At 60.1% G+C, this 25,979-nt stretch carries 22 protein-coding genes; all 22 read right to left on the bottom strand.

The features are described from left to right. Nucleotides 1-93 precede the first annotated feature (93 nt). Nucleotides 94-390 carry a flagellar protein FliT gene (gene fliT, locus NF676_RS08025; protein WP_016771085.1) on the bottom strand — a complete coding sequence of 99 codons (297 nt, stop codon included), beginning with the start codon at nucleotides 388-390 and terminating at the stop codon, nucleotides 94-96. Between the two features lie 11 nt (nucleotides 391-401). Beyond that, nucleotides 402-800, bottom strand: coding sequence for a flagellar export chaperone FliS (fliS, locus tag NF676_RS08020; RefSeq protein ID WP_041479013.1), 399 nt, complete (start codon nucleotides 798-800; stop codon nucleotides 402-404). A gap of 129 nt (nucleotides 801-929) precedes the next feature. After that, nucleotides 930-2,378 (bottom strand): flagellar filament capping protein FliD, encoded by a 1,449-nt coding sequence (fliD, locus tag NF676_RS08015; protein ID WP_095180716.1) that lies wholly within the window; start codon nucleotides 2,376-2,378, stop codon nucleotides 930-932. An 82-nt stretch (nucleotides 2,379-2,460) separates the two neighbouring features. Continuing rightward, a complete protein-coding gene (locus tag NF676_RS08010; protein WP_041479011.1) occupies nucleotides 2,461-2,817 on the bottom strand; it encodes a flagellar protein FlaG in 357 nt (118 codons plus the stop codon). Nucleotides 2,818-2,889: 72 nt separating this feature from the next. Further along, the gene (locus NF676_RS08005; RefSeq protein ID WP_016771090.1) at nucleotides 2,890-3,750 is read right to left on the bottom strand and encodes a flagellin domain-containing protein; all 861 of its coding nucleotides are present in this window, start codon (nucleotides 3,748-3,750) and stop codon (nucleotides 2,890-2,892) included. Between the two features lie 242 nt (nucleotides 3,751-3,992). Beyond that, nucleotides 3,993-4,259 carry a hypothetical protein gene (locus NF676_RS08000; protein WP_056783793.1) on the bottom strand — a complete coding sequence of 89 codons (267 nt, stop codon included), beginning with the start codon at nucleotides 4,257-4,259 and terminating at the stop codon, nucleotides 3,993-3,995. Further along, nucleotides 4,256-5,545: a motility associated factor glycosyltransferase family protein gene (locus NF676_RS07995; protein ID WP_252887503.1), complete on the bottom strand. Its 1,290-nt coding sequence runs from the start codon at nucleotides 5,543-5,545 to the stop codon at nucleotides 4,256-4,258. The genes NF676_RS08000 and NF676_RS07995 overlap by 4 nt, the downstream gene beginning before the upstream one ends. An 87-nt stretch (nucleotides 5,546-5,632) precedes the next feature. Then, complete coding sequence (locus tag NF676_RS07990) at nucleotides 5,633-6,559, bottom strand: ketoacyl-ACP synthase III (protein WP_016771093.1); 927 nt, start codon at nucleotides 6,557-6,559, stop codon at nucleotides 5,633-5,635. Nucleotides 6,560-6,786: 227 nt separating this feature from the next. Then, nucleotides 6,787-7,839, bottom strand: a complete 1,053-nt coding sequence (pseI, locus tag NF676_RS07985; RefSeq protein ID WP_252887502.1) for a pseudaminic acid synthase — start codon at nucleotides 7,837-7,839, stop codon at nucleotides 6,787-6,789. Next, entirely contained in the window at nucleotides 7,832-9,337 is a 1,506-nt protein-coding gene (gene pseG, locus NF676_RS07980) for a UDP-2,4-diacetamido-2,4,6-trideoxy-beta-L-altropyranose hydrolase (RefSeq protein WP_252887501.1), read from the bottom strand. The genes pseI and pseG overlap by 8 nt, the downstream gene beginning before the upstream one ends. Further along, on the bottom strand, nucleotides 9,334-10,029 hold the full coding sequence (gene pseF / locus NF676_RS07975; protein ID WP_095180711.1) for a pseudaminic acid cytidylyltransferase: 696 nt from the start codon (nucleotides 10,027-10,029) through the stop codon (nucleotides 9,334-9,336). Before pseF ends, pseG begins: the two co-directional genes overlap by 4 nt. 6 nt (nucleotides 10,030-10,035) lie before the next feature. Further along, nucleotides 10,036-11,199, bottom strand: coding sequence for a UDP-4-amino-4,6-dideoxy-N-acetyl-beta-L-altrosamine transaminase (pseC, locus tag NF676_RS07970; protein ID WP_252887500.1), 1,164 nt, complete (start codon nucleotides 11,197-11,199; stop codon nucleotides 10,036-10,038). Next, complete coding sequence (gene pseB, locus NF676_RS07965; protein ID WP_041479004.1) at nucleotides 11,196-12,197, bottom strand: UDP-N-acetylglucosamine 4,6-dehydratase (inverting); 1,002 nt, start codon at nucleotides 12,195-12,197, stop codon at nucleotides 11,196-11,198. The genes pseC and pseB overlap by 4 nt, the downstream gene beginning before the upstream one ends. Nucleotides 12,198-12,225: 28 nt before the next feature. Next, nucleotides 12,226-15,138, bottom strand: coding sequence for a glycosyltransferase family 2 protein (locus NF676_RS07960; protein WP_252887499.1), 2,913 nt, complete (start codon nucleotides 15,136-15,138; stop codon nucleotides 12,226-12,228). Nucleotides 15,139-15,193: 55 nt separating this feature from the next. Further along, a complete protein-coding gene (locus NF676_RS07955; RefSeq protein WP_038860482.1) occupies nucleotides 15,194-15,931 on the bottom strand; it encodes a cephalosporin hydroxylase family protein in 738 nt (245 codons plus the stop codon). 17 nt (nucleotides 15,932-15,948) lie between these two features. Continuing rightward, nucleotides 15,949-17,019: a class I SAM-dependent methyltransferase gene (locus NF676_RS07950; RefSeq protein WP_252887498.1), complete on the bottom strand. Its 1,071-nt coding sequence runs from the start codon at nucleotides 17,017-17,019 to the stop codon at nucleotides 15,949-15,951. After that, entirely contained in the window at nucleotides 17,016-17,867 is an 852-nt protein-coding gene (locus NF676_RS07945; protein ID WP_252887497.1) for an NAD-dependent epimerase/dehydratase family protein, read from the bottom strand. Before NF676_RS07945 ends, NF676_RS07950 begins: the two co-directional genes overlap by 4 nt. Next, entirely contained in the window at nucleotides 17,864-19,090 is a 1,227-nt protein-coding gene (locus NF676_RS07940; RefSeq protein ID WP_252887496.1) for a class I SAM-dependent methyltransferase, read from the bottom strand. The genes NF676_RS07945 and NF676_RS07940 overlap by 4 nt, the downstream gene beginning before the upstream one ends. Continuing rightward, nucleotides 19,087-19,647: a dTDP-4-dehydrorhamnose 3,5-epimerase family protein gene (locus NF676_RS07935; RefSeq protein WP_252887495.1), complete on the bottom strand. Its 561-nt coding sequence runs from the start codon at nucleotides 19,645-19,647 to the stop codon at nucleotides 19,087-19,089. Before NF676_RS07935 ends, NF676_RS07940 begins: the two co-directional genes overlap by 4 nt. Further along, nucleotides 19,644-20,726 (bottom strand): CDP-glucose 4,6-dehydratase, encoded by a 1,083-nt coding sequence (rfbG, locus tag NF676_RS07930; RefSeq protein WP_150742453.1) that lies wholly within the window; start codon nucleotides 20,724-20,726, stop codon nucleotides 19,644-19,646. The genes NF676_RS07935 and rfbG overlap by 4 nt, the downstream gene beginning before the upstream one ends. Further along, nucleotides 20,708-21,481: a glucose-1-phosphate cytidylyltransferase gene (gene rfbF, locus NF676_RS07925; RefSeq protein ID WP_041478997.1), complete on the bottom strand. Its 774-nt coding sequence runs from the start codon at nucleotides 21,479-21,481 to the stop codon at nucleotides 20,708-20,710. The genes rfbG and rfbF overlap by 19 nt, the downstream gene beginning before the upstream one ends. An 888-nt stretch (nucleotides 21,482-22,369) precedes the next feature. After that, nucleotides 22,370-25,963, bottom strand: coding sequence for a glycosyltransferase (locus NF676_RS07920; RefSeq protein ID WP_252887494.1), 3,594 nt, complete (start codon nucleotides 25,961-25,963; stop codon nucleotides 22,370-22,372). Nucleotides 25,964-25,979: the final 16 nt, after the last annotated feature.

The following is a 25,979-nucleotide window of genomic DNA, read 5'->3' as shown; positions in this document are numbered from 1 at the left end:
GACGCCCTAAACCTGATAATAGCCACTAGTTAAGTCAAAAAACCGTGCACAGTCAAATTTATGGCGCACATCTCTGGTTCAACTGACGGTTAATCAACCAAACAGATGGTAAACCTTTGCAGCCTTTTGCGCTTGGGTGATCTGCGACATCTCGTTGGCTATCGCCTGCCGCTCGCCCATTGCCACCTCGAGAAGCTCTTTGTAGACGAATAGCAGCTCTTCAAGGTTATCGCGTAACGCAACTTCGTCCAGCGAAGCTTCCGCCATGACGTCTTCCATGCAGGAACGGCAAGCCAGATCCAGCTCGCCAATGGCTTCCCAGTTTCGCTCGGCCAATGCTCCGACCAACGCTTCACGGGTATCGGCAATTCGCTGCAATACAAGACTCATGGTGATCTCCTTCAGAACTGCGGAGCCGGCACGGGCGCGATGGCGTCCCAACCTTCTTTGACCGTGGTCAGCAGGCCGGCGACTTCGTCGAGTACACGGGGATCGCTGCTGATGTTCGCCTCGGCGAGGCGCTTCATCATGTAGATGTACAGGCCATCCAGATCGGCCAGTGCCTCTGCATTGTTTTCAAGGTCGAGACCTTCACGCAGGCCACTGACAATGCCAATGGCCTTGCTGATCGCCGTGCACTTGCCGGGAATATCCTTGCGCTCAATGGCGCCCTTGGCCTGCGCAATCCGGGCCAGGCCACCTTCCATCAACATTTGCACCAGGCGGTGCGGGCTCGCTTCGGACGTCTGCGCATGGGCGCCGACTTTCTGGTACTGCCGAAGGGCTAACATCGGGTTCATGTTCTACCTCATTGCCACGTTGACTCGTATAACCAGTGTATCGCCAACCGGCCCGAAAACTTTAGATCTAAAGACAAAAACCCGGCGCACGCCGATAAAGCGTAGCCGGGTTTTTGTCGTTACTGACTGTTACTTCGCCGACTGCTGAGCGTTCAGCGAGCTGAAGAACGACGTGATGTTGCTCGCCGTTGCCTTCATCTGCCCTACCAGCAAGTCCATGGCGTTGTACTTGGCGGTCAATGTCGACGTCAGGTTGGCAACCCGCAGATCCAGCGCCGCCTGCTGCTTCTGCAAGCCGCTCGTCAGACTCGCCAAGTTGGAGCTGCGCTGATCCAGCAGCCCACCGGTCTTGACGTACGGATCAACCGCCGCAGTCATACGCGCCAACAGACCATTCTTGGCGTCGGTGCCGCTGAAGAGCTGCTGAACCTGGCCAGCCATGCCTGGGATTTCCATACGCTTGTTGAACACTGCAGTATCGAGCGTCAGCAAACCGGTTTTACTGTCAGTCAACACACCCATCTGTGAAAGCACGGACAATTGGCCTGCTCCGCCCGCCCCTGGATCTGTCAACTGAGCGCGCACGTCCGCCATCAACGAACGCGGCAGAGCGTCACCAGTGAACGCCGCCGAAACGGTCAGATTGCCATCGGCATCCGGCGTTGCCTTGGACAAGGTGTCGATGGTTTTCTTCAGGGTGTTATAGGAATCGATGAACGATTGCAGCGATGTCTGGATGCCGGCGGTATTGGTCGCAACCGATACAGTAGCCGGCGTTGGCACGCCGCCCACGACGGGACTCGCAGTGACCAGATTCAGCGTCATGCCGCTGATCGCACCGGTGACGGTGTTGGTCTTGCTGGTAACGGCCAGTCCGTCGATGGTCAGGCTCGCGTCCTTGGCCACATCACCGACCGCACCGGATGCCCCTGCCGCAGGACTGTCACCCATCTTCTGGGTGCCATCGATCTCGAGACCGGCGATACCGCTGACCTGCAGGTCCATGCCGGCGCCCGTCTTGTTGGAGCTCAGTACCAGACGCGAGGCGCCGGTACTGTCAGTCACGATGTTCGCGGAAATGCCATTGCTGGACTGCGCGGTGTTGATCGCATCGCGCGTGGACTGCAAGGTGGCATTGGCCGGAATCGCGACATTGTAATCAATGCCATTCTGACTGATTTTCAGAGTACCACTCGGAATGGCACTGGCGGCCCCGCCGGCAAAGGCGGCACTGGCAACTTTGGAGCCGGTGGCCAGGTTTTTCACGACTACGCTGTAAGTACCCGGCACGGCGGTTTTATCCGAAGTGGCACCGACGACAGTTGGCGTATCCGAGGTTGCAGTAAAACCGGCAAACGCCGGGCTTGTTGCCTTGTTCAGATCACCCATCGCTTTCTGATAGGCCGCCAGTGCACTTTTCAGCGAACCAACGCCGGAAATCTTCAGGCTGTTGCTTTTGGTCGCGGTATCGATCTGCGTCTGCTTGGCAGACTTGTCGGCGTTGACCAGCGCGGTCACGATCGCGCCGATGTCCAGGCCGGAACCCAGTCCGGAACCCGGTAAAATTGGACTTGCCATGTGCATCTCCCTTCAGATTGCTGCCATTCTTTTGACCGTTACACGCGTCCTGAGAACGAACAAACACTATTCATGCCATTTATCAGACCTTGGCGTCGAACAATACATGACTTGCATTGGCGAGGCTGTCGGCCAGTTTGAGGGCTTCGGCGGAAGGAATCTGTCGAACGACTTCACCCGTCTCGCTCGCGATCACCTTGACGATGACCTTGCCGGAATGCTCGTCAATCGAGAACTCCAGATTACGCTTGATCGACTGGACGAACTTTTCGATCTCTTGCACCGCCAGCTTCAACTTGGCGCCGTCCGAATCCTGATCCTTGGCAGCGACCGGTGCTTCAGTCTTTTGGACTTTAGGCAGCTCTGACGGTTTGTCAGCAACCGGTGTCACTGGCTTGGGAGCCGGATAAGACACGTTAAGCTTTACGCTCATGTCCATGCCCATCACCTCTTAACGTAAAAAAGCGAGAGAGCACGACAAGCGCACTCCCCCGCCTAAACTTGTTCCGGATTACTGAAGCAGCTTCAGTACAGCGGAAGGCAGTTGGTTGGCTTGAGCCAGTACGGAGGTCGAAGCTTGCTGCAGAGTCTGCTGCTTGGTCAGGTTAGCAGTTTCTGCGGCGAAGTCGGTGTCCTGTACACGACCCTGAGCAGCGGTGGTGTTTTCAGTGATGTTCTGCAGGTTGGAGATGGTGCTGGTCAGACGGTTTTGCGAAGCACCCAGGCTGGCACGGGTTGCACCGATTGCAGCGATAGCGGCGTCGATTGCAGTGATCGCGTTGTCGATGTTCTGCGAAGCAGAACCAGCACCAGTACCCGAAGTACCGGTCAGAACTACAGTACCGCTACCTACCGACAGGCTGACGGCGTCGAACTTGGAGCTCAGTACCAGGTCGATGTGGTTAGCCGAACCGGTGTTTGCGCCAACTTGCAGGGTCACAGTACCAGCCGAACCGTCCAGCAGGTTTTTGCCGTTCAGGTTGGTAGCAGCCGAGATACGGGTGATTTCGTCAGACATCTGAGCGAATTCAGCGTTGGTAGCGGTCTGGTCAGCGGTGCCGTTGGTACCGTTACGAGCTTTAACAGCCAGTTCACGCATACGCTGCAGGATGTCGGTCGAAGCTTGCAGAGCGCCTTCAGCGGTCTGGGCAACGGAGATACCGTCGTTGGCGTTCTGGATGGCCTGGGTGTTACCGCGGATCTGCGAGGACATACGGTTGGAGATCTGCAGGCCAGCGGCGTCGTCTTTGGCGCTGTTGATTTTCAGGCCGGAAGACAGGCGCTGCATCGAGGTGGACAGAGCGTCGGAAGCGCGGTTCAGGTTTTTCTGAACGTTCAACGATGTGGTGTTGGTGTTTACTGTTAAAGCCATGACGAATTCCTCGTTGGTTGGGTACTGCGGCTTCCGGCCCTGGCAACCGCCGGGTATGGCCTAGAGAACCTTCGTAATAGTTATCGTCGGGTTTGCAGGTTGCTTGAGGGCTTTTTGAAAAAATTTTGCCATCACCACGCCACCCCCGATAAAACAATGACTTAGCTGTACTTCAACCGCATAAAAATGACGCCATAAAACTGCCTGTCACGCAAAGCCGCGGGCCAGTGCTGCGCAGCAGTTCAGCGCCTGGCACTTTCCAGCAATTCAACCAGTTCGTATTCCATATAGTCGGCCAGTCCCAACCAGTCCTGGCGCTCCTGGCAATCGAGCATTTGCATGAGCACCTGTGCCCACGCCTGCTGGATATCCACTGAGGCAGACGACAGAGATTGATGGGCCTGTTCGAACACATCGACCATGGTCAACGCCGCCTCGACATCACGCCCCAAGCGAAACAAAGCCGCGCACTGGCGGCACTGATGCTGACTCTGGTTCAGCGCACTCATTGCACGAACTCCGGATTGAAAGCGGTCCCGGCAATCGATGCACCGGCGCGGCTGCTGTTGAGAAACTCGACCTGCGGATGCGCAGCGATATAACGCTCAAGCACACATAGATAGCCGCGAAAATTCAGCTGAGTGCTGACGCGCTGACCATGACCATCGCGCACCCAGTGCCGCGCCTGGGCCAGCGGCGGGCCTAAATCGCCGTCGTCCCAACCGGCGTGGGTCTTGTTCATCGGGAAGGCGAAGTCGGCGCCGAACAGAGTGATTCGACTCGCGCCCATTTTTACCGCGAGATCCACCGCCGGATGGATCACGCTACCGCCGACGTGCAGCTCACCGCGTGGATACTGTTCTCGCAGGTCGCTGTAGATCGGGCTGGCCGAATAGCCGCCATAACGCTTGCCCTTCCATGCCTTCAATACCTGCGGATCGCTCATCGGCAAGTACACCAGCGCAATGTTCTCGGACGCCTCGCACGGCAGATGCCGAAAGCCGATGCGCTGATCGATGCTCACCACCAGATCAGGCTCGATGCCGTGCTCACGCAATGGCCGATAGGCCGTATCAACGCAGATGAACAACGGCCGCTCAGCAAGCTGACGGATCGCCGCCAGACGTTCGAAATGCTGCTCCAGTGTCGGCCCGGTGGCGATCACGTAGATTTCACGTCCAGCGCAACTGCCGAACAGCTGCGCGACATCGTTATCGCCAAGCAGCACCGGCAGACATTCCTGCAAGCGTTGCTGGATTTCTGGCGACTGCGGATCGAAATCGCGATTGTTGAATGTCAGGTGTACTTCATTGATCAGCCGGTCGCGGATCTTCGCGTTGAAGTCATCGGCCAATAACATCTCGGCCGGCAGGGCAAAGAACGGGGTGAAAAAGTCCGGGTGATCACCCGCGTAAAACAGTTCGACCCGGGGATCCTGCAGCCACTGGCGCTGATCGAGCAGTTGCAGTACCAGCGCGAACAGCGCGCCGTTGAGAATGTGCACGTACAGACGCTCCAGCCCTGCGCGCTCAAGCAGCACACCGGGCAAATCGCCGAGGCCAGTGCCATAGACGTGAACATGCGGTTTTTCCGGCAGGCTCGCCGCCTGGATTTGCGCCTCATGCAGACGATCATGGCGACTGGTGAGCTGAATGCCATCGACGCTCAGCGTCGAGCCCAGCCCTTGCACGAGTTCGGCCTGTACGGACGCGCTGTCTTCGGCCATCAATCGCTCGAACAGCGCCGGCCAGCGCCGTTGCAACACCTCGGCATTGGCTTGGAAAAACTCGCTCATGGCGCCTCGCGCTCCTTCTCGGGCAAAAAAATAGCGTTCAAGGTTAACCTTGAACGCTATTTTTGTATCAGAGGTTTTTGCTGCGGCTTACGGACGATAGATGATCGCCGAGCCCCACGACAGACCGACACCAAAACCGCTCAGCGCAACGCGCTGCCAGTCGGAATCGAGCACGTGTTTTTCCAGCAGTAGCGGAATGCTCGACGACACGGTGTTGCCGGTTTCGACCATGTCCTTGATGAACTTCTCCGGTTCGCCTTCAAAGCGTCGCGCCACGGCGTCGACAATCGCCGCGCTGCCCTGGTGAATGCAGAATGCGTCGATGTCATCGGCCTTGAGATTGGAATCGTCGAGCAACTCGTGCAAGTGCGCCGGCACTTTCAGCAGAGCGAAGTTGAACACCTGACGACCATTCATGAAGAACACGCCGTTGCTGACTTTCAAATGCGGTGCGCCGGAACCGTCGGTGCCGAACTTGGCCTTGCCCAGCGCCCAGGTCGGGTTTTCGCCCATCCAGGTGGCGGTGGCGGCATCGCCAAACAGCATGGTGGTGTTGCGGTCTTCCGGGTCAACGATTTTCGAATACGGGTCAGCGGTGATCAGCAGGCCGTTCTTCAGACCGGCGGCTTCCATGAAGCCCTTGATCGCGTAGATGCCGTATACATAACCGGAGCAGCCCAACGAGATATCGAACGCTGCGACATTGGTCGGCAGGCCGAGCTTGTCCTGGACGATTGCTGCTGTGTGCGGCAGGCCTTCTTCATCACCGTTCTGGGTGACGACAATCAACGCGTCGATCGATTCACGCTTCAGTTCAGGATTGCTGGCAAACAGCGCATTGGCCGCTTCCACGCACAGGTCAGAAGTTTCCTGCTCAGCGTCTTTGCGCGGCAGGAACGCCGAACCGATCTTGCCCAGGATGAATTCTTCATCCTTCTCGAATTTTGCACCTTGTGCGTAATTGTCCACGCCGGCTACAGGAACGTAGCTCGCAATGCTTTTTATGCCAATCATTACGGCTTCCCAATAAAAAACAGCCCAAAACCACCGCTCGCAAGCATTCGAGGGGCGCCGACAAACAGAAAACGGCCGCCACAATGGGCAGCCACGGGAAGCGCAAAGGGCTATCACTGGAACCGCAAAACGGGCCAGGCGCCATCTCCCCGGTCAATACAATACAGTGAAGATGCGCGTTATGACTCGCAGGTCACGCTATTTTGCCGAATCGATGGCAGATTGGCCTATTCGACCAGCGACCAGTCCAGCGGCGTACCGCGCTTGATCGCGGTGCGCGCGCGGCGTCCGAGGACGGCATCGGTGTGCTTGGGCGGCAGGCCGAGGCCGGGACGAATGGCGCGCAGATTGTCCCCGGTAAAGGCTTCACCGGCAGCCATGTCAGCGGTGACATACAGCGAGCGGCGATAGACCAGCGACTTGCGCTCGGCCTCGGTCACGCCGTAATGCACCTGGCCCATGGCTTGCCAGGCGCGCTCTGTTTCAACGACCAGACTGGCCAGCTCCGCAGGCTCAAGGGAAAAACTTGCGTCGACACCACCGGCCGAACGATCCAGGGTGAAGTGTTTCTCCACCACCGTCGCGCCCAGCGCCACCGCCGCCACCGATACGCCAACGCCCATCGAGTGGTCCGACAGCCCCACCTCGCAACCAAACAGCTCGCGCAGATGCGGGATCGTGCGCACATTGCTGTTGAGTGGCGTGGCCGGATAGGTGCTGGTGCACTTGAGCAACACCAGATCCTTGCAGCCGGCCTCGCGCGCGGCACGCACGGTTTCATCCAGTTCGGCGATGCTGGCCATGCCGGTGGAGATGATCAGCGGTTTGCCGGTCGCTGCCACTCGACGGATCAACGGCAGATCGGTGTTTTCAAAACTGGCAATCTTGTACGCCGGCACCTCGAGGCCTTCGAGAAAATCCACCGCGCTGTCATCGAACGGCGTCGAGAACGCGAGCATTCCCAACTCTTTGGCCCGAGCAAAAATCGGCGCGTGCCACTCCCACGGTGTATGGGCTTTTTCGTAGAGATCGTAGAGCGACGTGCCGGCCCACAGACTGCCCGGATCCTTGATGAAGAATTCGCCTTCAGCCAAATCCAGGGTCATGGTTTCGGCGGTGTAGGTTTGCAGCTTCAAGGCATGCGCCCCGGCCTTGGCTGCCGCCTCGACGATTTGCAAAGCGACGTCGAGAGACTGGTTATGGTTGCCGCTCATCTCGGCAATGATGAACGGCGGCGCATCGGCACCGATGGTGTGGTGGCCAATCTTGAAACTAGACATGCGGGTGATCCTTCAAAACACGGCTGAACGCGCAGGTTTCCTGGATGAACCCGGCGTCGCGAAAAACTTTCAATGAGGACTGATTGGCGGGCATGACCCGGGCAGTGATGCGTGTCAGTTGCGGCCAGTGCGCAGCGACAAACGCTTCGCCACGGCTGAGCACTGCCCTGCCCCAACCGAGGCCGAAGCGCCCCTCCAGCAGATAAATCGAGACTTCGGCTTCAAACCCGCGCAAGTCGTAACGCAGCACCCCGACCGGGCCGTCGTCCGCCTCGGCAATCAGTAGCAGTCGCTGCGGATTGCGCAGACTCGCCGTCAGCCAGTGCAGATGCTGCACCCAATCGATAACGCCGGTTTCCAGCGACCAGCGCCGCACTGCTTCGGCATTGCGTCCATCGAACAGCAACTGCGCATCGTCCTGGGTTGCCGGGCGCAGTTTCAGCACCGCACCGGCCAGCGCCGCCGCCACGCGTTCGGCACCGCGTCCGTCGACCAGTTGCCGCGAGCGCTCGGCGAGGCTGCGGCGTAGAAAATGATTGTTTACGACGAAGCCGACCGCATCACGCAACTGCTCGACGCTGACCTGTTCCCGAGCACCCATGAACACATGCGCACCGGCAGCGGCCATGACTTCGCCGTTGGCCTGCTGATTGTTCGCCACGGCGATGCAGATCGTCGGCAAACCCAACGCCGCGCGCTCCCAACTGGTGCCACCGCCGGCGCCGATAAACAGATCGGCCTCAGTCATGCGCTGATGGAAATCGCTGACGAAACTGTGCAGGCGCCAGTTCGGTCGCGTCTCGGCCAACGCTTGCATCTGCGTCCACGCCGGGTTGTCGGCGCCAGCGACGAAGTCCACCTGCAACTCAGTGAAATCAGCCAGCGCCAGCATCGCATGATGAGTCTGCCTCGCCGCGTCGAAACCGCCGAAATTCACCAGCACGCGCCGGGCCTTCGGTTTGATCTCGATGGCATCGCAGTTGAATTCTTCGCGCAGCATGGCGTAGCGCGGGCCGAGCAAGGTGCGACAGCCTGGCGGCAGCAGCGCCGCGTAGTTTTCACTCAAGCCCGAGAGGTTCTGATTGAGCAGCAGATCGACGCTGTAACGCCGCGTGGCCAGATCATCCACGGCGGCGATTCGATGCGCCCAGCGCCGGGCAGCGGTTTGCCAGTGATGATCGAGGCCGTAATGGTCGACGATGATCCAGTCGAACGGTGCCTGTCCATCCAGCAGCAGGCCCAGTGCATCAATATCGAACTGCCACGGCAACATCGATTCGATGGCCTGCAGCGGGTCTTCGTCGCGATAGCGCTCGGGCAGTGCAAAGGTCTCGAAGCCTTCGGCATTCAAGGCTTCGAGTCGATGCCCCGGCAAACGCCGACAGGCAAACGCAACATGACTGCCCTGCCCGCGCAGCATCCGCGCCAGGGTCAGGCAGCGGGCAATGTGGCCGCTGCCGATGGTTGGCGAGGCGTCGGCGCGGATCAGCACTCTCATTGCAGTTCTCCGCCGGCTCTGAGTGCGGCGTACAGATATTCGGCGCGTTGCCAGTCTTCGGGCGTGTCGATGTCCTGGACCAAATGACGCGGCAGGATCACCGGCAGGCTCGCTGGCGAGAACAGCGTCTCGCCACGCAGCCACGCTTCGCTGCGCCCCCAGTAAAATTGCCCGGCATCCTGAAACGCTTCGGGCAGATCCTGCGAACGGGTGGTACGAAATTCGGGGTACATGGACATCAAAGCGCCCTCCTCGTCGAGGGTCAGTGCGCGCTGCACCGGGAAACCGAAACCGCACACCGAAAAGGCAAACGACTTGTGCGGATGCTGCTTGAGCAAATCCAGACCCTGACGCAGATAACGCGCCTGCAACAACGGCGCGGTCGCGTACACGCAGCAGGCGTAATCGAACGTCGGCAATTGCTGCAAGGCATGCACGATCACCGCAGCGGTACCGGTGAAATCATCGGCCAGATCGGCCGGTCGCATGAACGGCACTTCAGCGTCATGTGCTCGTGCGACGTCGGCGATTTCGTCATCGTCGGTGCTGACCACAACGCTCTCGAACAGCCCTGACTCCAGCGCCGTGCGAATCGAGCGGACGATCATCGGTACGCCGTCGAACGGTTTGAGATTCTTGCGCGGAATGCGCTTGCTGCCACCACGGGCGGGGATGATCGCGACGCAGCTCACGGTGCCTTACTCCTCAAGCAGCAGCCGACGCAGTTGCTCGACCACCTGATCTTGTTGTGTCTCACTGAGCAAAGGGAACAGCGGCAAACTGATCGCTTCGGCGTAATAGCGCTCGGCCTCGGGGAAATCGCCCTCGGCAAAGCCCAGCTCGCGATAGTAAGGCTGCAAGTGCACGGGAATGTAGTGCAGATTGACGCCGATGCCAGCGCTGCGCAAACCTTCGAACACCTGACGATGACTGAGGTTGCAGCGCTCGGTCTGCACGCGCACCACATACAGGTGCCACGCCGAATCGGCTTCCGGCTGCGCGCTCGGCAAGGTCAGCGGCAGGTAAGCAAGCAACTGATCGTACCGTGCGGCCAGTTCGCGCCGACGTGCGACAAACTCATCCAGCTTGCGCAGCTGCGACAGACCCAGCGCCGCCTGCAGATCGGTGATCCGATAATTGAAACCCAGCTCGACTTGCTGGTAATACCACGGCCCGTGGCTCGGCTCGGTCATGTGCTCGGGATCGCGGGTCATGCCGTGGCTGCGCAGGCGTCGCAGACGTTCGGCCAGCGCCGGGCGATTGGTCAGGACCATGCCGCCCTCGGCGCTGGTAATGATTTTCACCGGGTGAAAACTGAACACCGTCATCGCCGCGAAGTCGCCACAACCGACTGGACGCCCGGCGTAGCTGGCGCCCACCGCGTGCGAGGCGTCTTCGATCACGGTGAAGTTGTAGCGCACCGCCAGGTCGGCAATCTTGCGCATATCGCAGCTCTGCCCGGAGAACGCGACGGCGACCAGGACTTTGGGCAGCGTGCCGTCGCGTTCGGCCTGTTCGAGCTTTGCTTCAAGGGCGAAGGCATCGAGGTTCCAGGTCAGCGGATCGATGTCGACGAAATCAACGTCAGCGCCGCAATAACGCCCGCAATTGGCCGAGGCAAGAAAGGTGTTTGGCGAAGTCCACAAGCGATCGCCCGGCCCCAGGTCGGCGGCCAGACAGGCGATGTGCAGCGCCGCCGTGGCGTTGCACACCGCCACGGCGAAATCGGCCTGACAGCGCTCAGCCATGGCCTGCTCGAAGCGTTCGATGGTCGGACCCTGGGTCAGCCAGTCCGATTGCAGCACCTCGACTACCGCGTCGATGTCCGCCTGATCAAGGCTCTGCCGACCGTAAGGAATCATACCGACAGCTTCGCGTGCAGATCGGCGATCTGCCCCACTGAAAGGAAATGCGGGTTGGTGTCCGAGCGATACTCGAAATCCTCGCCCACCGCACGCCCACGTTCGCCAAGTTTATCGACGGCAAAATCGACGTCGACGCTGGTAAAACGAATCGACGGCTGAATCGTGTAGTGATCCTCGAACTCCAGGGTCATGCGCGCATCGTCCAGCGGCACCATCAACTCATGCAGCTTCTCGCCGGGACGGATGCCGACGTTCTTGTGCGGCAGATGTTCAGCCATGCCGCGCGCCAGATCGACGATGCGGATCGACGGAATCTTCGGCACGAACACTTCGCCGCCGTGCATCCGCGCAAAGCTGTCGAGCACGAACTGTACGCCGTGGTCGAGGGTGATCCAGAACCGCGTCATGCGCTCGTCGGTGATCGGCAATTCTTGCGCGCCGTCAGCGATCAGCTTGCTGAAGAACGGCACTACCGAGCCGCGCGAACCGGCGACGTTGCCGTAGCGCACCACGGCGAAACGGGTCTGCTGCTCGCCGGCAATGTTGTTGGCGGCGACGAACAATTTGTCCGAGAGCAACTTGGTCGCGCCGTACAGATTGATCGGGCTGGCCGCCTTGTCGGTGGACAGCGCGACGACTTTCTTTACGCCGTTATCGATCGCAGCGGCGATGATGTTTTCCGCGCCGTTGACGTTGGTGCGGATGCATTCGGTCGGGTTGTATTCCGCCGCCGGCACCTGCTTTAGCGCGGCGGCATGCACCACGTAATCGATGCCGCGCATGGCCTGACGCAAGCGGTCGGCGTCACGCACGTCACCGATGAAATAACGCATGCACGGCGCATTGAAGGTCTGCTGCATCTCGTACTGTTTCAGCTCGTCGCGGGAGAACACCACCACACGCTTGGGCTGGTATTGCTCCAGCAAGCGACGGATGAAGTTGCGCCCGAACGAGCCGGTGCCGCCGGAGATGAAGATCGATTTACCGTTGAACATTTTTTCAATTCCGTCCCTGTCGCCAGGCTTAAGCGAGCAACTGTGCCCAGTCCAGTGAAGCATTGTCATCGAGCACGAAGCCTTTGCCCTTCAGGCTCAGGTTCGCGTTGTAGGCCTGATCCTGAACGAATGCCGCCGGCCATTTTTCGCGCAGGGCCAGCAGCGCTTGCGGGGCGTCAGGCATACCGCCCTGATGGATGACTTGCACCGCCGGAGTCCATACCGTCAGATAACCGGCTTGCCCGGCGCTCAGGCACAGATCGACATCGCTGAAGCCTTCGGCAAATGTGCTTTCGTCCAGACCGCCGAGCGCCTCGTACAACTCTTTGCGGACCATCAGGCACACGCTCGATACCGCCGAGTAGTTCTGTTCCACCGCCAAGCGGTGCAGGTAACCGTCGGCATCGTGATCTTCACCGACGAAGGGCGAATCGACCCCGCCATTCATGCCCAGGATCAATCCCGCCTGGCTGATCTTGCGATCACGGTCGATCAGTTTTGGCCCGACCACGCCGACCTCCGGACGCAGAGCATGGTTGAGCAAAGAGTCGAGCCAGTTCGGATTGACCACTTCCGCATCGGCGGCGAGCAGCACCAGGTACTCGCCACGCGCCTGACGACTGCCCGCGTTGAATAATCCTGCTGCGCTCAACGTCCGATCAGTACGCAGCACCTGCACTCTGGAGTGCTTGTAAGTCCCGAGCCAGTCATTGATCTCAGCCGTCTGATCCGCAGTGGCGGCGATCAGCACTTCATAGTGATGGTAACGGGTACGCAGCAACACACCTTCAAGGCAACGTTGCAGCACCGCCAGATCGCTGCCCGCCGGAATAATGATCGACACCAGCGGACGATCACTGTGGTGGTAGTCGATCTGGTAAACCCCCGGAACCGCTGACGTCACTTTGCCCTTGTAACCGCGATTGCCCAAATGGCGCAGCAGCGCCAGGCGCTCGTCAGCATTCTCGACCAGCTCTGGTGCCTGGCTGATCAATAGCGGCTCGTCGAGGTGAGCCAGGCTGTTGAGGCCGTGTTCTTCGATAAGACGCAGCAGCACATCGAGCTCCAGTGCCTGACTGAAATCAGCGCGATAGCCGCCGATTTCGACCAGCGCATCGCGCCGTACCAGCCAGTGCCGCGCCATCAGCGTTGGCAGGCTCAGCAGCAGATCAAGGTTGAAGCCCGGCCGGAACACGTCGGTCAGGGCACCGTTTTCCTGACGATGGATTTCGTCGGTGGATACCGCGCGGCAATCGCCGGCGTTCATCAACTCCAGGCTGGCGCGCAACAATCCGCTGGCAGTGAACTCATCACCGGCTTCAGCCAACAGCAGCCAGTCACACGGCGATTGACGAGCGCTTTGATTGAGCTTGTCGATCAGATTGCCCGCGGTCACTCGGACAAAATGCAGGGTGTTCTGCGCCGTGGTCGCGGCGGGCGCTTCGCCGGTGGTGAACACGACAATGCGGAAGGCCTTGCACTGCCCTTCCAGCAAGCTGTCGAGAGACACCTGAAGCTTGTCGATGTCGTCGTCCAGATCCAGCAGAAAAATGCCGAACTGCGGCCCGCCGCCATTCACCGCCAGATGTTGGCCGATTGCCTCGAGGTGAGCGCCGGGCGCACGTGCGGCCAGCCAGTTGAGCAGGCGACCGGACTGCATCTTGTCCATGACCGCATGATGGTCATCGACGGTCAACGCTTCGAGACGCTCGATCCAGGCCTGCATCGCTTGCGCCTCTTCGGCTTGGCCCATCGATGTCAGTTGAGCCGCCAGCCGCTTGACCACGGTGCGATTGAACGCATTGAGATCGTGAGCCTGCCACAAACGGTCGAGAACGCTTTCCGGCGTGTCGTTGTTGCGTGCTTGCAGCAAGTGCGCCTGACGGGTCCAGACGCCCTCCAGGCCTTCAAGTTGGATGCGCCCCGCCGGCATGGCGTGCAGCATGAATTCGAACTGCGCCAGGCGGTCGAAAAATGCCTCGTTGTAGAACGGCATTTCCACGTACTGCAAAGGCCCGAAACGACGATCCGGGTACTTGAGCTCCTGATTCCAGGTGGACTGGATGATCAGTTCCGCGGTCAGCGCTCGATTCGATTGCAGGCTGTCGACCATTGCCTCGAAGCTTTGCAGGGCAAGCGCTTTGCCCTGCTCGGCGTCCAGCCCTTTGATCTGGGTTGGCAGCGCGGCAAGGAACTCGGCAAAGGCTTCACGCTCGGCCACCGATTTGGCATCGACGTAGGTCAGCGAGTGATACACCTCGGTGCTGTGCTCGGAGGCACCGTAGTTGATCTCCCGAACCACATAAGGGATCGGCAGAATCCGTGCTTTGGCACTGGCCAGCAGGAAATAGACATGGCCGATTTCCTGCCACTGGAAGCTGGTGCCAGGTGGCAATGCCGAGTGCCAGGTCTTCATCAGATCAGTACGGGTCACCGCATAGAACGGCGGGATGTACTGGCTCATGTAATCGATGACCCGCTCCTGAGCCTGTTCGGAGCAGTAGTCTTCCTGGACTTTTTTGTCGCGGCGGTAGTAGCTGACGCCACCGGCCAGCGTCAGGTACATCAGGCAGTAGCCGTGGCACATGCCGTAATCCGGATTGGCCTGCAGGAAACCCACGGATTCGGCCAATGAATCATGCAGGATGAAGTCGTCATCGGCCGCCAGCACCATGTACGGCGTGGTCAGTTGCTCGACACCATAGGCCAGTTTGGCCTGCATCCCCCAGTACGCGAATTGCGGCACATGATGGTAATCGACGGCGGAAAAATCGCCTTCCGGACGCTCCGGCGAGGAGTCCAGCACCATGATCTTGCAGGGCAAGTCGCTGTAATACTTCACAGCCCGACGCAGGAACGCCGGTCGGTTGTGGGTAATCAGCACCACCGTCAACAGCTCATCTAGCGGTAGCGTCAGTTCAGAACTGTACTTGCCTTGCATAACTTCTCTCCACAACCGGCGACTCGCCGAAACAACTCTGGGTAAATGTTGCGAATTAACGAACGCGACGCAGGTAGCCGTCCGGCGCCACGGTGATCAGCAGTTTGTTCTGCAATTGCTGGTCGATTTCGAAGTCCTGGTTTTCTTCCAGGTACTTCCACACGGCGGTTTTCGGGTTGTCGCCCGGGCCCCATGGACGATCCGGGAAGAAATCGGCTGGCATGTCTTCAACCACGGTGTCCATGACCACGCAATAGCTGTCGACCGATACCAGCGGCGCGTAGAGACGCAGTTCTTCGAGCACGTGATCGTGAGTGTGATTGGAGTCGAGGACCAGAATGACTTTCTTGCCTTTGGCGGCGGCCTGCACCTGAGCGGCAATGGCCGGGTCGATGCTCGAACCTTCGATCATTTTGATGCGCTTGGCCATCGGATGGCTTTCGATGGCTTCACGGTTGTGCGGACGAATGTCGAGGTCGATGCCGAGCACTTCGCCGTGGCCTTGCAGCTCAAGCAGCGAGGCGTAGTAGATGATCGAACCGCCGTGGGCAATGCCGCACTCGATAACCAGGTCCGGCTTGACCTGCCAGATGATCTCCTGCATGGCCATCATGTCTTGCGGCAGCTGGATGATCGGGCGGCCCATCCACGAGAAGTGGTAGCTGTATTTGTGCTTGGCCGATTCGTTGAAGAAATCCCGGGCCAGGCCGGTCAGTTTCGGGTCGTCACCTTGCTGGGCGATCTGCTCGCGGCACTCGGCTTCGAAGGCTTGGTTGATGCTGTTGTCGGTCATGTTGGTCATCTCAAGGGTCACTGAAACGAAGCGCTGTCGACGGCGTGATAGACGTAGCGTCCACCGGTCATCCGCTTGATCTCTTCGAGGTAATTGGAATTCATCACAAACAGGTGCGCGCCTTCCGGCAGCGCATCCATGGCCTCTTGCGGCGAGGACACGCGCGCGCCGCTCAGCGGCAGATAACGCCCCTGCTTGGCCGGGTTGATATCGACTACGCGATCGACCGCAACGCCGGCGCGTTGCAGGTACAGCGAATAGATCACGCCTTTGGACGAAGCGCCCCAGATCGCTGAACCCTGCGCAGGCGCCGAGCGGATGATCTGCACGGCACGGTCGAGACTGGCGCTGAAATCTTCCGGCAGAGTCAGGCGCGGCACCGGTTGTTCGGGTATCAGGCGCAACGTCGACAGATCAGCGACGATGTACAGATATTGACCGCCGAACAGATGCCCGGCCTCGTGCACCGTGCCGAACATCCGGCGCAGGTCATCGAGGCGGAAATAATTGACGTGTTCGTAGAACAGGTCGAACCAGGCCTTGTGCTCGAGGATCCAGTCCAGGCACGGCACTTCGATATAGATCTGCCCGCCCTGATTGGCCTCGGCGATCACGGCCAGAAAGCTCACCGGGTCTTCGATGTGCTCCAGCACATGACGTAGCACAATGGCATCTGCCGCCAGGCCGAGGCCGCGCGTAAACGGCGCCTTGATCACCTCGGGGTTTTCGCCTTCATAAGCCGGGTCGATGCCGGTAATCGAATAGCCAAGGCTTTTGAGCAGCTCGAGAAAGTAGCCCTTGCCGCAGCCGACCTCGATCAGCTCCTGGCCCTTGAAGTGCTTGCCGATGATGCCTTCGACATCGCGCAGGTGTTGCTGGAACTGGCCGGAGTGCGCCTGCTCGTTCTGATAGTCGGCGTCATAACTGAGCTTGTCGGCATCGAACGCGGCGTTGAAAACCAGACCGCTGCGCTCGTCCTGAACCAGCAGCATGTCGGCGCTGGCCGAGGCACGCGCCGATTCGGCATCGGCGAAAGTGCGGTTCTGCAATACCGGCAGGCCGGTGGCCCGGTACAACTCGTGCCTCATGGCGACTCTCCCAATAACTGTTGCAAGCGCTCGGTGACGGCCCAGAACGCCAGCGGTTCGTGGGTCGGATACGGGTAATGGCCGAGGTTCAGATCCAGGGTTGCGCCACGCTCACGCAAGCGCTGTTCGACCAGCGCACGCACCGACACCGGATGGCCGCTGGCGCAGTTGATCACGCCACCAAAGTCGCGCTGATGGAGGATCGCGGCGAGATGACTCGCGGCGGTTTCAATCGCGAGGAAATCGCGCAACTGCTCACCGGCCGACATGTTGAACGACGCCTCGCCGCTATCGATGGCCCGGTCCAGCGCGGCCAACAGGCTGTTGGGGTTCTGCCCTTCGCCGTGCAAATAGAACAACCGCGCCCACTGCAATGTGAACGGTTGCTCCTGCTGCAGATTCTGCAGAAACAGGTGCAGCGTATGTTTGGCCAGACCGTAGGGATTGCTCGGCCGTGGCTCGGTTGACTCGCTGAGCGGACCGCTCTGCATGCCGTATTCGAAGCAAGTGCCGGTCACCAGCACCTGCGACACGCCCGCCTCTATCGCGCTTTTGATAAAGCGGTAATCGGCCATCAGGTTGTGCTCGAAATGGAACAGCGCCCGATAGTTCGGCAGCCCCGGCCAGGCCAGATGCACGAGTGCGTCGATGCCTTCGGTCAGCGCGACGACATTCAGGTCGGCAGCGTGAATGTCTGCCGCGACGAATTCGACGTGGTTGATCCATGGCATGCCCTGCGCGGTTTCTGCGTTGCGCGCCACCGCGCGGACTTCACAGCCGCGCTCAAGCAATGCAGCAACCAGATGCCGACCGACAAAGCCCGTGGCGCCAGTGACCAGAACTTTCACAGCACTTTCAACTCAGGCACGGCGATGACGAAGCGCCCGTCCCACTGACGCACCTGCGCCAGTTGCTGACTGACTTCGTGCAGCAGGTTCCAGGGCAGCACCAGCACGTAGTCCGGTTGCTCAATGTCGATCTGCGCTGGCGCAACAATCGGGATGCGACTGCCCGGCAAGACCTTGCCCTGTTTGTGCGGGTTGGCATCGGCCACCCAGGACAGCAGATCCGCTTTGACTCCGGCGTAGTTGAGCAAGGTATTGCCCTTGGCCGCCGCGCCGTAACCGACCACACGTTTGCCGTCGGCTTTGGCCTGCAACAAGAAGCGCAGCAGGTCATGTTTGATGCGTTCGGCAGCAGGCGCGAGGGTCGCGTAGTAATCAGGGGTTTTTATCCCGGCAGCGAGTTCGGCCTGCAGTTGTTGCTGAACTGCCGGGAGAACAGCGCGGCGCTGGCCGTCCTTGCGCTGCACGAATACGCGCAGCGAGCCGCCGTGAGTGCTCAACTGGCTGACGTCGAACACTTCCAGGCCATTGCGCTCGCACAGGGTCTGCACGGCGGTCAGCGACAGGTAGGAATAATGTTCGTGATACAGCGTGTCGAACTGCGCGCCAGCCATCAGCGTCAGCAGTTGCGGAAACTCGAAAGTGGCGACGCCGGTCGGCTTGAGCAGCGTCGCGAAGCCGGCGAGGAAATCGTTGATGTCCGGCACATGGGCGAGCACGTTGTTGGCCGCCATCAGGTCGGCGCTCCAGCCTTCGTTGCGCAATTGCGTGGCGGTGTCGCGGCCGAAGAACAGCTCGCGAATTTCCAGGCCTTTCTCGCGTGCAGCCTGTGCGGTGCTGCGAGTCGGCTCGACGCCCAGGCACGGGATCCCGCGCGCGGCGACGTATTGCAGCAGGTAACCATCGTTGGCGGCGACTTCGACCACACGACTGTCGGCGTTAAGTCCGAAGCGCTCGCTCATCTCGGCGACATAGCGCTCGGCGTGATTGAGCCAAGTGCTGGAGAACGAACTGAAGTAGGCGTACTCGGCATCGAACAGGCTATCGGCACTGGTGTAGTCCTCGGTCTGCACCAGCCAGCATTGCTGGCACACCGCGACTTTGAGCGGGACCCATTGCTCGGCCTGCTCCAGGCGATCGGCGTGCACGTAGGCGTTGGACGGCGGCGAAGTGCCGAGGTCGATCAGCGGCAGATTCAGCGGTGCGGCGCACCCACGGCAATTCATAGACGCACTCCAGCAAAGTGTTGATCGAGCGCAGGATGGCTGGAATCGCGCGCTGACAAATTATTGACAGGCAACGGCCAGGCAATCGCCAGCCGAGGATCGTTCACCGACAAGCCGCCCTCGTGCTCCGGCGCGTAATCGGCGCTGTGCAGATAGAGCAATTCGGCGTCTGCGGTAAGCGTCTGAAAGCCATGAGCGAAACCGGCCGGAATCAACAGGCTGCGGCCATCGCCCGTCTTCAAGTGCTCGGCGTGCCAGTGCAAAAACGTCTCCGAGTCCGGCCGCAGATCCACCGCCACATCCCAGACCTCACCGCGCAGGCACGTGATCAGTTTGGCTTCCGGGGCGTTGGCATTCTGATAATGCAGGCCACGCACACTCCCCTTCTCGCGGGTGCAGGAGTGGTTGATCTGGCGGATATGAAATTCATTGCCGAACGCAATCAGGCTGCCCTCGCAGAACAACCGGGCGAAGTGCCCGCGCTGATCTTCGAAACGTTTGTGCTGAATGCTGAACAGACCGGCCAATGGCAACGCTTTCAGGGAAAACTCGCTCACAGCGCGCCTCGGTACAGATTCAACTGGCCCAGAGTTACAGCGCGCATGTCATCGCCGTTCTGCCAGGCCAGATGCCAGTCGAGGGTCTGGGCCAGGCATTGCTGCAAGGTCCAGCGCGCTTGCCAACCCAGCAATTGCCGCGCACGGCTGCTGTCCAGGCGCAGCAGGCCGGCTTCATGCAGTTCGCTTTTTTCGATACGCAAACCAGGTGCCTGCGGCCAGCGGCTGGCGAGCAATTCGACGACTTCGCCGACGCTGCACATGTCCGCCTCACCGGGGCCGAAGTTCCACGCGCCGGCATACTCCGGACCTCGCTCATAAAGGCCTGCGGCCAATTGCAGGTAACCCGCCAGCGGTTCAAGGGCGTGCTGCCATGGGCGCACGGCTTGCGGGTAACGCAGGGTCACCGGCTCGTCGGCACTCCAGGCTTTGAGCACGTCGGGAATCAGTCGCTCCGGGGCAAAGTCACCGCCGCCCAGCACATTGCCGGCGCGTGCGGTCGCCAGGGCCAAACCATGCTCGGCATGTTTGTCCGCCGGGAAGAACGACGCGGCGTAGGACTGCGCGAGCAACTCGCAGCAGGCCTTGCTGCTGCTGTAAGGATCGTGTCCACCAAGGGCTTCGTCTTCGCGGTACGGCCACAGCCATTCCTTGTTGGCGTAGACCTTGTCGGTAGTCACCAGCACGCAGGCGCGCACGCCGCCGACCTGACGAATCGCTTCGAGCAGGTTCAGCGTGCCCATGACATTGCTTGAATAGGTGCCGAGCGGATCGCGATAGCCCTCGCGCACCAAGGGCTGGGCGGCCAGATGCAGGACGATCTCCGGTTCGGTCTCGGCGATGATTTCCAGCAAGGCGCCGAGGTCACGCAAATCGCCGCGCTGGTCGTTGATGCCTTCGTGTACGCGCGCCAGTTCGAACAGGCTCGGTTCAGTCGACGGATCCAGGGAAAAACCGCTGACCTGCGCGCCGAGGCTTTGCAGCCAAAGGGTCAGCCAACTGCCTTTGAAACCGGTGTGTCCGGTGACGAGAACACGCTTGCCACGCCAGAACTCCGCACTCAGGCCCATTGCTTCCATGGGGCCTCCCCGCTCTGCCACAGCGCTTCGAGATGGTTCTTGTCGCGCAGGGTGTCCATCGGATGCCAGAAACCTTCGTGCTCGAAGGCTTTCAGTTGTTCGTCCTGAGCCAGACGGGCCAACGGCTCGGCTTCCCAGGTGGTGCTGTCATCGCTGATGTAGGGCAGCACTTTTGGCGACAGCACGAAGAAACCGCCATTGATCCAGCCACCGTCCCCACGGGGTTTTTCAGTGAAACCCAGCACCTGGTCACCTTGCCGTTCAAGCGCGCCGTAACGACCTGGCGGCTGCACCGCAGTGACGGTCGCCAGGCGGCCGTGAGCCTTGTGATAGTCGACCAGCTCAGCAATATTGATGTCGGAAACGCCATCGCCATAGGTGAAGCAGAACGCCTCTTCATCCTTGAGATAACGCGCGGCACGCAACAGGCGGCCACCGGTCATGGTTTCCTCGCCGGTATCGATGAGGGTCACACTCCACGGCTCGCTGTAGTTCTGATGGACGTCCATGCGGTTGTTGCGCATGTCGAAAGTGACGTCGGATGTATGCAGGAAGTAGTTGGCGAAGAAGTCCTTGATCGCGTAGCCCTTGTAGCCCAGGCAAATGACGAAGTCGTGGATCCCGTGGGCGGAATACTGCTTCATGATGTGCCAGAGAATTGGCTTGCCGCCAATCTCGATCATCGGCTTGGGCTTGAGGTGCGACTCTTCACTGATGCGCGTGCCGAGGCCACCCGCCAAAATTACTGCCTTCATCGTCTCCCCTCTCGTACGTCACCGGGCTGCGCACTGCTTTTTTGAGCGTCGCAGGCCTTCTGGCCAAACCTTCTGCCGCTACGGGCGCAGGAGGAAACACCGCGAGCGCTCGTTTTATGGCGATTTGCGGGGCACTTGCAGGAAACGCGCCAGCTCAGACTCGGGTTTTCGGAGATGGCTGATAGAGGCGTCGGTGGAAGTGGCAACAGAATGACGGACGGGCTGAGGGCGTGGAGGGGCAAGAGATCAAAAGCCAAAGCAAAAGATCGTCCGATCGCAGCCCGAGCCTTCGGCAGCTCCAGTTGGATCGCGTGCATCCAGCAAGATATGGGCCGGCGGTCAGGCCGCCTTCGCGAGCAGGCTCGCTCCCACAAAAGCAAGTGCAAAAGCAAGTGCAAAAGCAAGTGCAAAAGCAAAGCAAAGCAAAGCAAAGCAAAGCAAATCAAATCAAAGCAGCGCAGCTGCCCGCGGCAAAGCCGCCCCACTCAACAATGAGCGCAAGCTCGAGTGCTCTTGATCTTGATCCACCGGCGACGTCGGAAGGCTGAGTGGAGGGATTGATCCGGGCGTGGGAGCGCAGCGACCGTTCGACGAAGTCGAACACAGCGGAAGGAGGTGCAGCGAAGCAAACCGGAGCCGCTGCGCCCGGATCAGTCCCGCAGCGAAGGAACCCGAGCCTGCGAGGGCCGAACGTAGGAGCAAGCCTTTTGGGTTACCTTTTTGGCGTTTGAAAAAGGTGACCCGCCGTAAGGGCGGAACCGTAATCAGCAACACCCGCAGAAACGGATCTACACCCAAAACCCCCAACAGCCTGGTCGGCCCAAAGGCCGCCAAGGCCGCCAAGGCCCCAAAAAAAAGGCAACCCCAAAAAGCCGCCTATATAAACGATCAATCCGCCAGCCAGCCATTCTCCCAATACCGCAGATTGTCACCACGCAACACATAATCGCGCATGACCACCTCGTGCAGCTCGTCACCCATGCGATAACTGGCGTCAGGGTCGGCCAGATGCATGCGAATCGCCTGCAGCCACTCATCAGTGCTGTTGGTCTTCACCCGCGTGCACGGCAGATAGCCCTGATAGGCTTCGGTATCAGTGCAGATGACCGGGTAACCGCAGGCGCCGTATTCCAGCAAACGCAGATTGCTCTTGCAGTCATTGAAAATGTGAAACTCCAGCGGTGCCAGGGCCAGGTCGAGGTTCAGACTGGCCAGCTTGGCCGGATAGACGTCCAGAGGAATCACACCGTGGAACTCGTGCATGTACGGACGCAGGTCATCCGGGCACATGCCAAAGAATACCCAGTCGACTTCGTTGGCCAGCTCACGCACGACATCGGCAATCACCGCCAGATCGCCATGGTGGCTGGTGCCTCCGCCCCAACCCACGCGAGGTTTTTTCGAGGTGCGGCGCTGACCCCGCAAACCGGTCCAGAGGTTTTGCGCGAGCATGTTGGGGACTACGCGAATGTCGTGGTGCATGTCCGACAGCGCATTGGCCAGTGGTTGAGTCGACACCACCACGCGGTCGCACAGGCTGATCGCCTGGCGCACCATCCGTTCCATTTCCTGCTTGCTGGGCATGTTGCGGATATGCGCATTGCGATGCGGAACATCAATCACATAGTCATCCAGCTCGAAGATGCGCCGGGCATGGCAGAATTTTTTCAGCGGCGGGATTTCATCGATCGCGCCCTGGGAATAGCGCCCTTGCAGGACGATGACATCCGGCGACTGACGCTCGATTTCAATGATCGACGGCAAGCCGTAACGAATACACCCTTCGGCCCGGTTCGCCGCTTCCAGCTCTATCAGCGGCTGACTCATGCGGTAATGGCCAATCGCTGAGGCATTGATCGGCACGGCGAGTACGTTGGGCAATTGCGGCCTGGAAAAAGCAGTCCACCCCGTACGCAGGCCCGGCTCAAGGCTGAAACTCGTCGCGCCGACGCCCTGCAAGGACAGGTTGACATTGAAGGCCGGATCGCGGGCAATGCGCGGCAGCCAGCGCTTGTAGAAGATTTCCTGCTCGTGCAAATGTTGCTCGCCTTGCTCAGCTGTCGACTCGACAGTCGGGCGCACGCCCTGAGCCAGCAAGGCATAAGGCGTCCACACTACCAGGTAGCCTTCCTGGCCGATGCGCAGGCACAGATCCACCACGTTCAGCGCCTGCTTCAAATCCTCTTCATCAAGCCCTGCCACCGCCTCGAAAACCGCCTTGCGCACCATCAGGCAATCACCGCCGACTGCACTCAGATCGTGGGCGGCCTGCAGCCGGAACATATAACCGTCCGACTGCAGCGACTGTCCATAAAATGGCAGCCCGACCGCGCCCTGCATCCCCAGAATCATGCCGGCATGCAGCACATAACCATCCGGGTTGAACAACTTGGCGCCAACCACGCCGACTTCCGGGCGCTGCGCATGATTGAGCAGTTCGTCCAGCCAGTCGGCGTGGGTAATCACCGCGAAGGTATTGAGCAGCAGCACATATTCGCCACGAGCCTTGGTCACGGCAAAATTGTGCAGGGCAGCCATGTTGTCCGGCTGCGGGTACGTCAGCACGCGGATTCGGTCACCACCCAATTGCGCGATGCCGTCCAGCCATGCTCTGGCCTCAGCAGTTTCGCTGCCGTTGTCGACCAGCAGCAGTTCGTATTCGGCGTAGGCGGTTTTTTCCAGCACGGTCTCGACACACCGCTGCAAGGCAGCGGTCTGATCCCGGGTCACGATGATGATCGACACAAGCGGACGGCGCGCGTGCCGATAGTCGACACGATTGAGCAAGTGGCAACTGCCACGGCGGATTTCATGGGCAACGCCAATGCGTTGCAGATGCGCTTCGAGCACACGAGGGTTCTGTTCGATGACGCCTGGCTCGGCCAACCACCGCGACAGATCGAATGGCGACTCCAGCAGAACTTCGGCGACATGCCCGATCACTTGGGTGCCGTCGCTTTCGACCATGCGCCACAGCATGTCGTGAGGAGCCAGTTCGGTGAACGTCGTGTCAAAACCACCCAGCGCCAGAAAGCGTTCGCGCTTGAACGCCAAGGCGCGCCCGACATACGGGTAGCTGCGCATCAGATCAAGGTTGAAATCGGGTTTGAAGGCGGGTTCCACGGACTCACCATCGCGCAGACCGCCTTCATCGCTGTACACGCAACCGAGCGACGGCGAGTGCGCAATCCGGTCAGCCATGACCAGCAAGGCTGGCACCATCAGCCGGTCACCGGCCTGCAACAGGTAAAACCAGTCGGCGCCCTCCAGTTGGGGCAACAACGCGTTGATCTGACCCAGCCCGTCACCTTCCAGTGGCATGTGGAACACGCGGCCATCCAGCGTCGCCTCGTTACAGGAAGAGGACAGCACCAGAATCAGTTCAGGGGCATAGTCCTGCCGAGCAAGCGCCTCAAGCGTGCGCTCGACTCCATCGCGACTGCTCTGGGCATCAATGACGATCGGCACTATTCGCGGCTGTTGTGGCCAGGCGGCCAGAGTTTCCGGCAGTAACTTGCGCTGCCCTTCAGTGAGACTGCGGCACTGCAGCCAGTGCGCGTAGAGTTCGGCGAAGCTCCAGCTATCGATGCCGACGCACCACTCCTGGCGACTCTGCTTGGTACCCAGCGTACGGCTCAGGGGCAGCTCTTCCCAGACGCGCGGCATTACGTCAGCCTTGGTCAGCGGGACATAGCGCACCCAACCCGGCGCTGGCGCCGACTCGCCGCTGCGCGCCTTGAGCATTTGCAGAATCCACTCGCGCTCGACCTCGACCGCGTCTTTCATCGGCTGCTGAGCACTCAAGCGCTCCGGATACAGCCGCTCGGCACTGAGCACGGTGTTCGACATCGCCAGATTGCCGCGCCGCAGCAGGCATACGTACAAGGCGAAATCCAGGGTGGCGACAAAGCAGTGGCCGTCCTGAGTCAGCGCCGGCAACAAGTCGACGAGGTCCGAACGACGAAACAAGGCGCTGGAGAAACCGCCCAGCACATTGACCGGAAATTTTTCGAAGATGCCCAGCAGGTCGTCACCCTTGAACAGACCGCTGGCCGGTGACAACGAAGTGTTTTCCAGGCGCGCCGGCAGAATGATGTCGTCGGCGTCCCAGAATAGCCGCTGAGCCAGCACCAGGCTGACTTCCTCACGCAACATCTCGTGCGCCTGCTGCTCGATGCAGGCGGCATAGAGATGGTCGTCGTCACACATGAACTTGACGAATTCACCCTGCGCCTGATCAAGGCACGCCTTGAGATTGCCGACCATGCCCAATGTGCGCGGGTTGCGCACATAGCGCACGGCAACACCCGAGCGCTCGGCCACAGCGCTGACAATCCCTTCGATCTCATGACCACGACTGTCGTCGCAGACAATGATCTCAAGAGGCGCATATGTCTGGCTGACGGCGCTGTTCAATGCCCGCTCGAAAAAGCGCGGATTGAACGCAGGGATGGCAATGCTGACGAGAGGAAGTGAATTCACGGCGGGCTCACAGGCG

Source organism: Pseudomonas siliginis, assembly GCF_024072275.1.
Taxonomy (GTDB): Bacteria; Pseudomonadota; Gammaproteobacteria; order Pseudomonadales; family Pseudomonadaceae; genus Aquipseudomonas; species Aquipseudomonas siliginis.
This window is presented reverse-complemented; position numbering and strand designations above follow the sequence as displayed.

What these genes read in the sequence shown, in the direction of transcription:
- fliT (WP_016771085.1), bottom strand. Translation starts at nt 390, where the DNA reads ATGAGTCTTGTATTGCAGCGAATTGCCGATACCCGTGAAGCGTTGGTC.
- fliS (WP_041479013.1), bottom strand. Translation starts at nt 800, where the DNA reads ATGAACCCGATGTTAGCCCTTCGGCAGTACCAGAAAGTCGGCGCCCAT.
- fliD (WP_095180716.1), bottom strand. Translation starts at nt 2,378, where the DNA reads ATGGCAAGTCCAATTTTACCGGGTTCCGGACTGGGTTCCGGCCTGGAC.
- NF676_RS08010 (WP_041479011.1), bottom strand. Translation starts at nt 2,817, where the DNA reads ATGGACATGAGCGTAAAGCTTAACGTGTCTTATCCGGCTCCCAAGCCA.
- NF676_RS08005 (WP_016771090.1), bottom strand. Translation starts at nt 3,750, where the DNA reads ATGGCTTTAACAGTAAACACCAACACCACATCGTTGAACGTTCAGAAA.
- NF676_RS08000 (WP_056783793.1), bottom strand. Translation starts at nt 4,259, where the DNA reads ATGAGTGCGCTGAACCAGAGTCAGCATCAGTGCCGCCAGTGCGCGGCT.
- NF676_RS07995 (WP_252887503.1), bottom strand. Translation starts at nt 5,545, where the DNA reads ATGAGCGAGTTTTTCCAAGCCAATGCCGAGGTGTTGCAACGGCGCTGG.
- NF676_RS07990 (WP_016771093.1), bottom strand. Translation starts at nt 6,559, where the DNA reads ATGATTGGCATAAAAAGCATTGCGAGCTACGTTCCTGTAGCCGGCGTG.
- pseI (WP_252887502.1), bottom strand. Translation starts at nt 7,839, where the DNA reads ATGTCTAGTTTCAAGATTGGCCACCACACCATCGGTGCCGATGCGCCG.
- pseG (WP_252887501.1), bottom strand. Translation starts at nt 9,337, where the DNA reads ATGAGAGTGCTGATCCGCGCCGACGCCTCGCCAACCATCGGCAGCGGC.
- pseC (WP_252887500.1), bottom strand. Translation starts at nt 11,199, where the DNA reads ATGATTCCTTACGGTCGGCAGAGCCTTGATCAGGCGGACATCGACGCG.
- pseB (WP_041479004.1), bottom strand. Translation starts at nt 12,197, where the DNA reads ATGTTCAACGGTAAATCGATCTTCATCTCCGGCGGCACCGGCTCGTTC.
- NF676_RS07960 (WP_252887499.1), bottom strand. Translation starts at nt 15,138, where the DNA reads ATGCAAGGCAAGTACAGTTCTGAACTGACGCTACCGCTAGATGAGCTG.
- NF676_RS07955 (WP_038860482.1), bottom strand. Translation starts at nt 15,931, where the DNA reads ATGACCGACAACAGCATCAACCAAGCCTTCGAAGCCGAGTGCCGCGAG.
- NF676_RS07950 (WP_252887498.1), bottom strand. Translation starts at nt 17,019, where the DNA reads ATGAGGCACGAGTTGTACCGGGCCACCGGCCTGCCGGTATTGCAGAAC.
- NF676_RS07940 (WP_252887496.1), bottom strand. Translation starts at nt 19,090, where the DNA reads ATGAATTGCCGTGGGTGCGCCGCACCGCTGAATCTGCCGCTGATCGAC.
- rfbG (WP_150742453.1), bottom strand. Translation starts at nt 20,726, where the DNA reads ATGGAAGCAATGGGCCTGAGTGCGGAGTTCTGGCGTGGCAAGCGTGTT.
- rfbF (WP_041478997.1), bottom strand. Translation starts at nt 21,481, where the DNA reads ATGAAGGCAGTAATTTTGGCGGGTGGCCTCGGCACGCGCATCAGTGAA.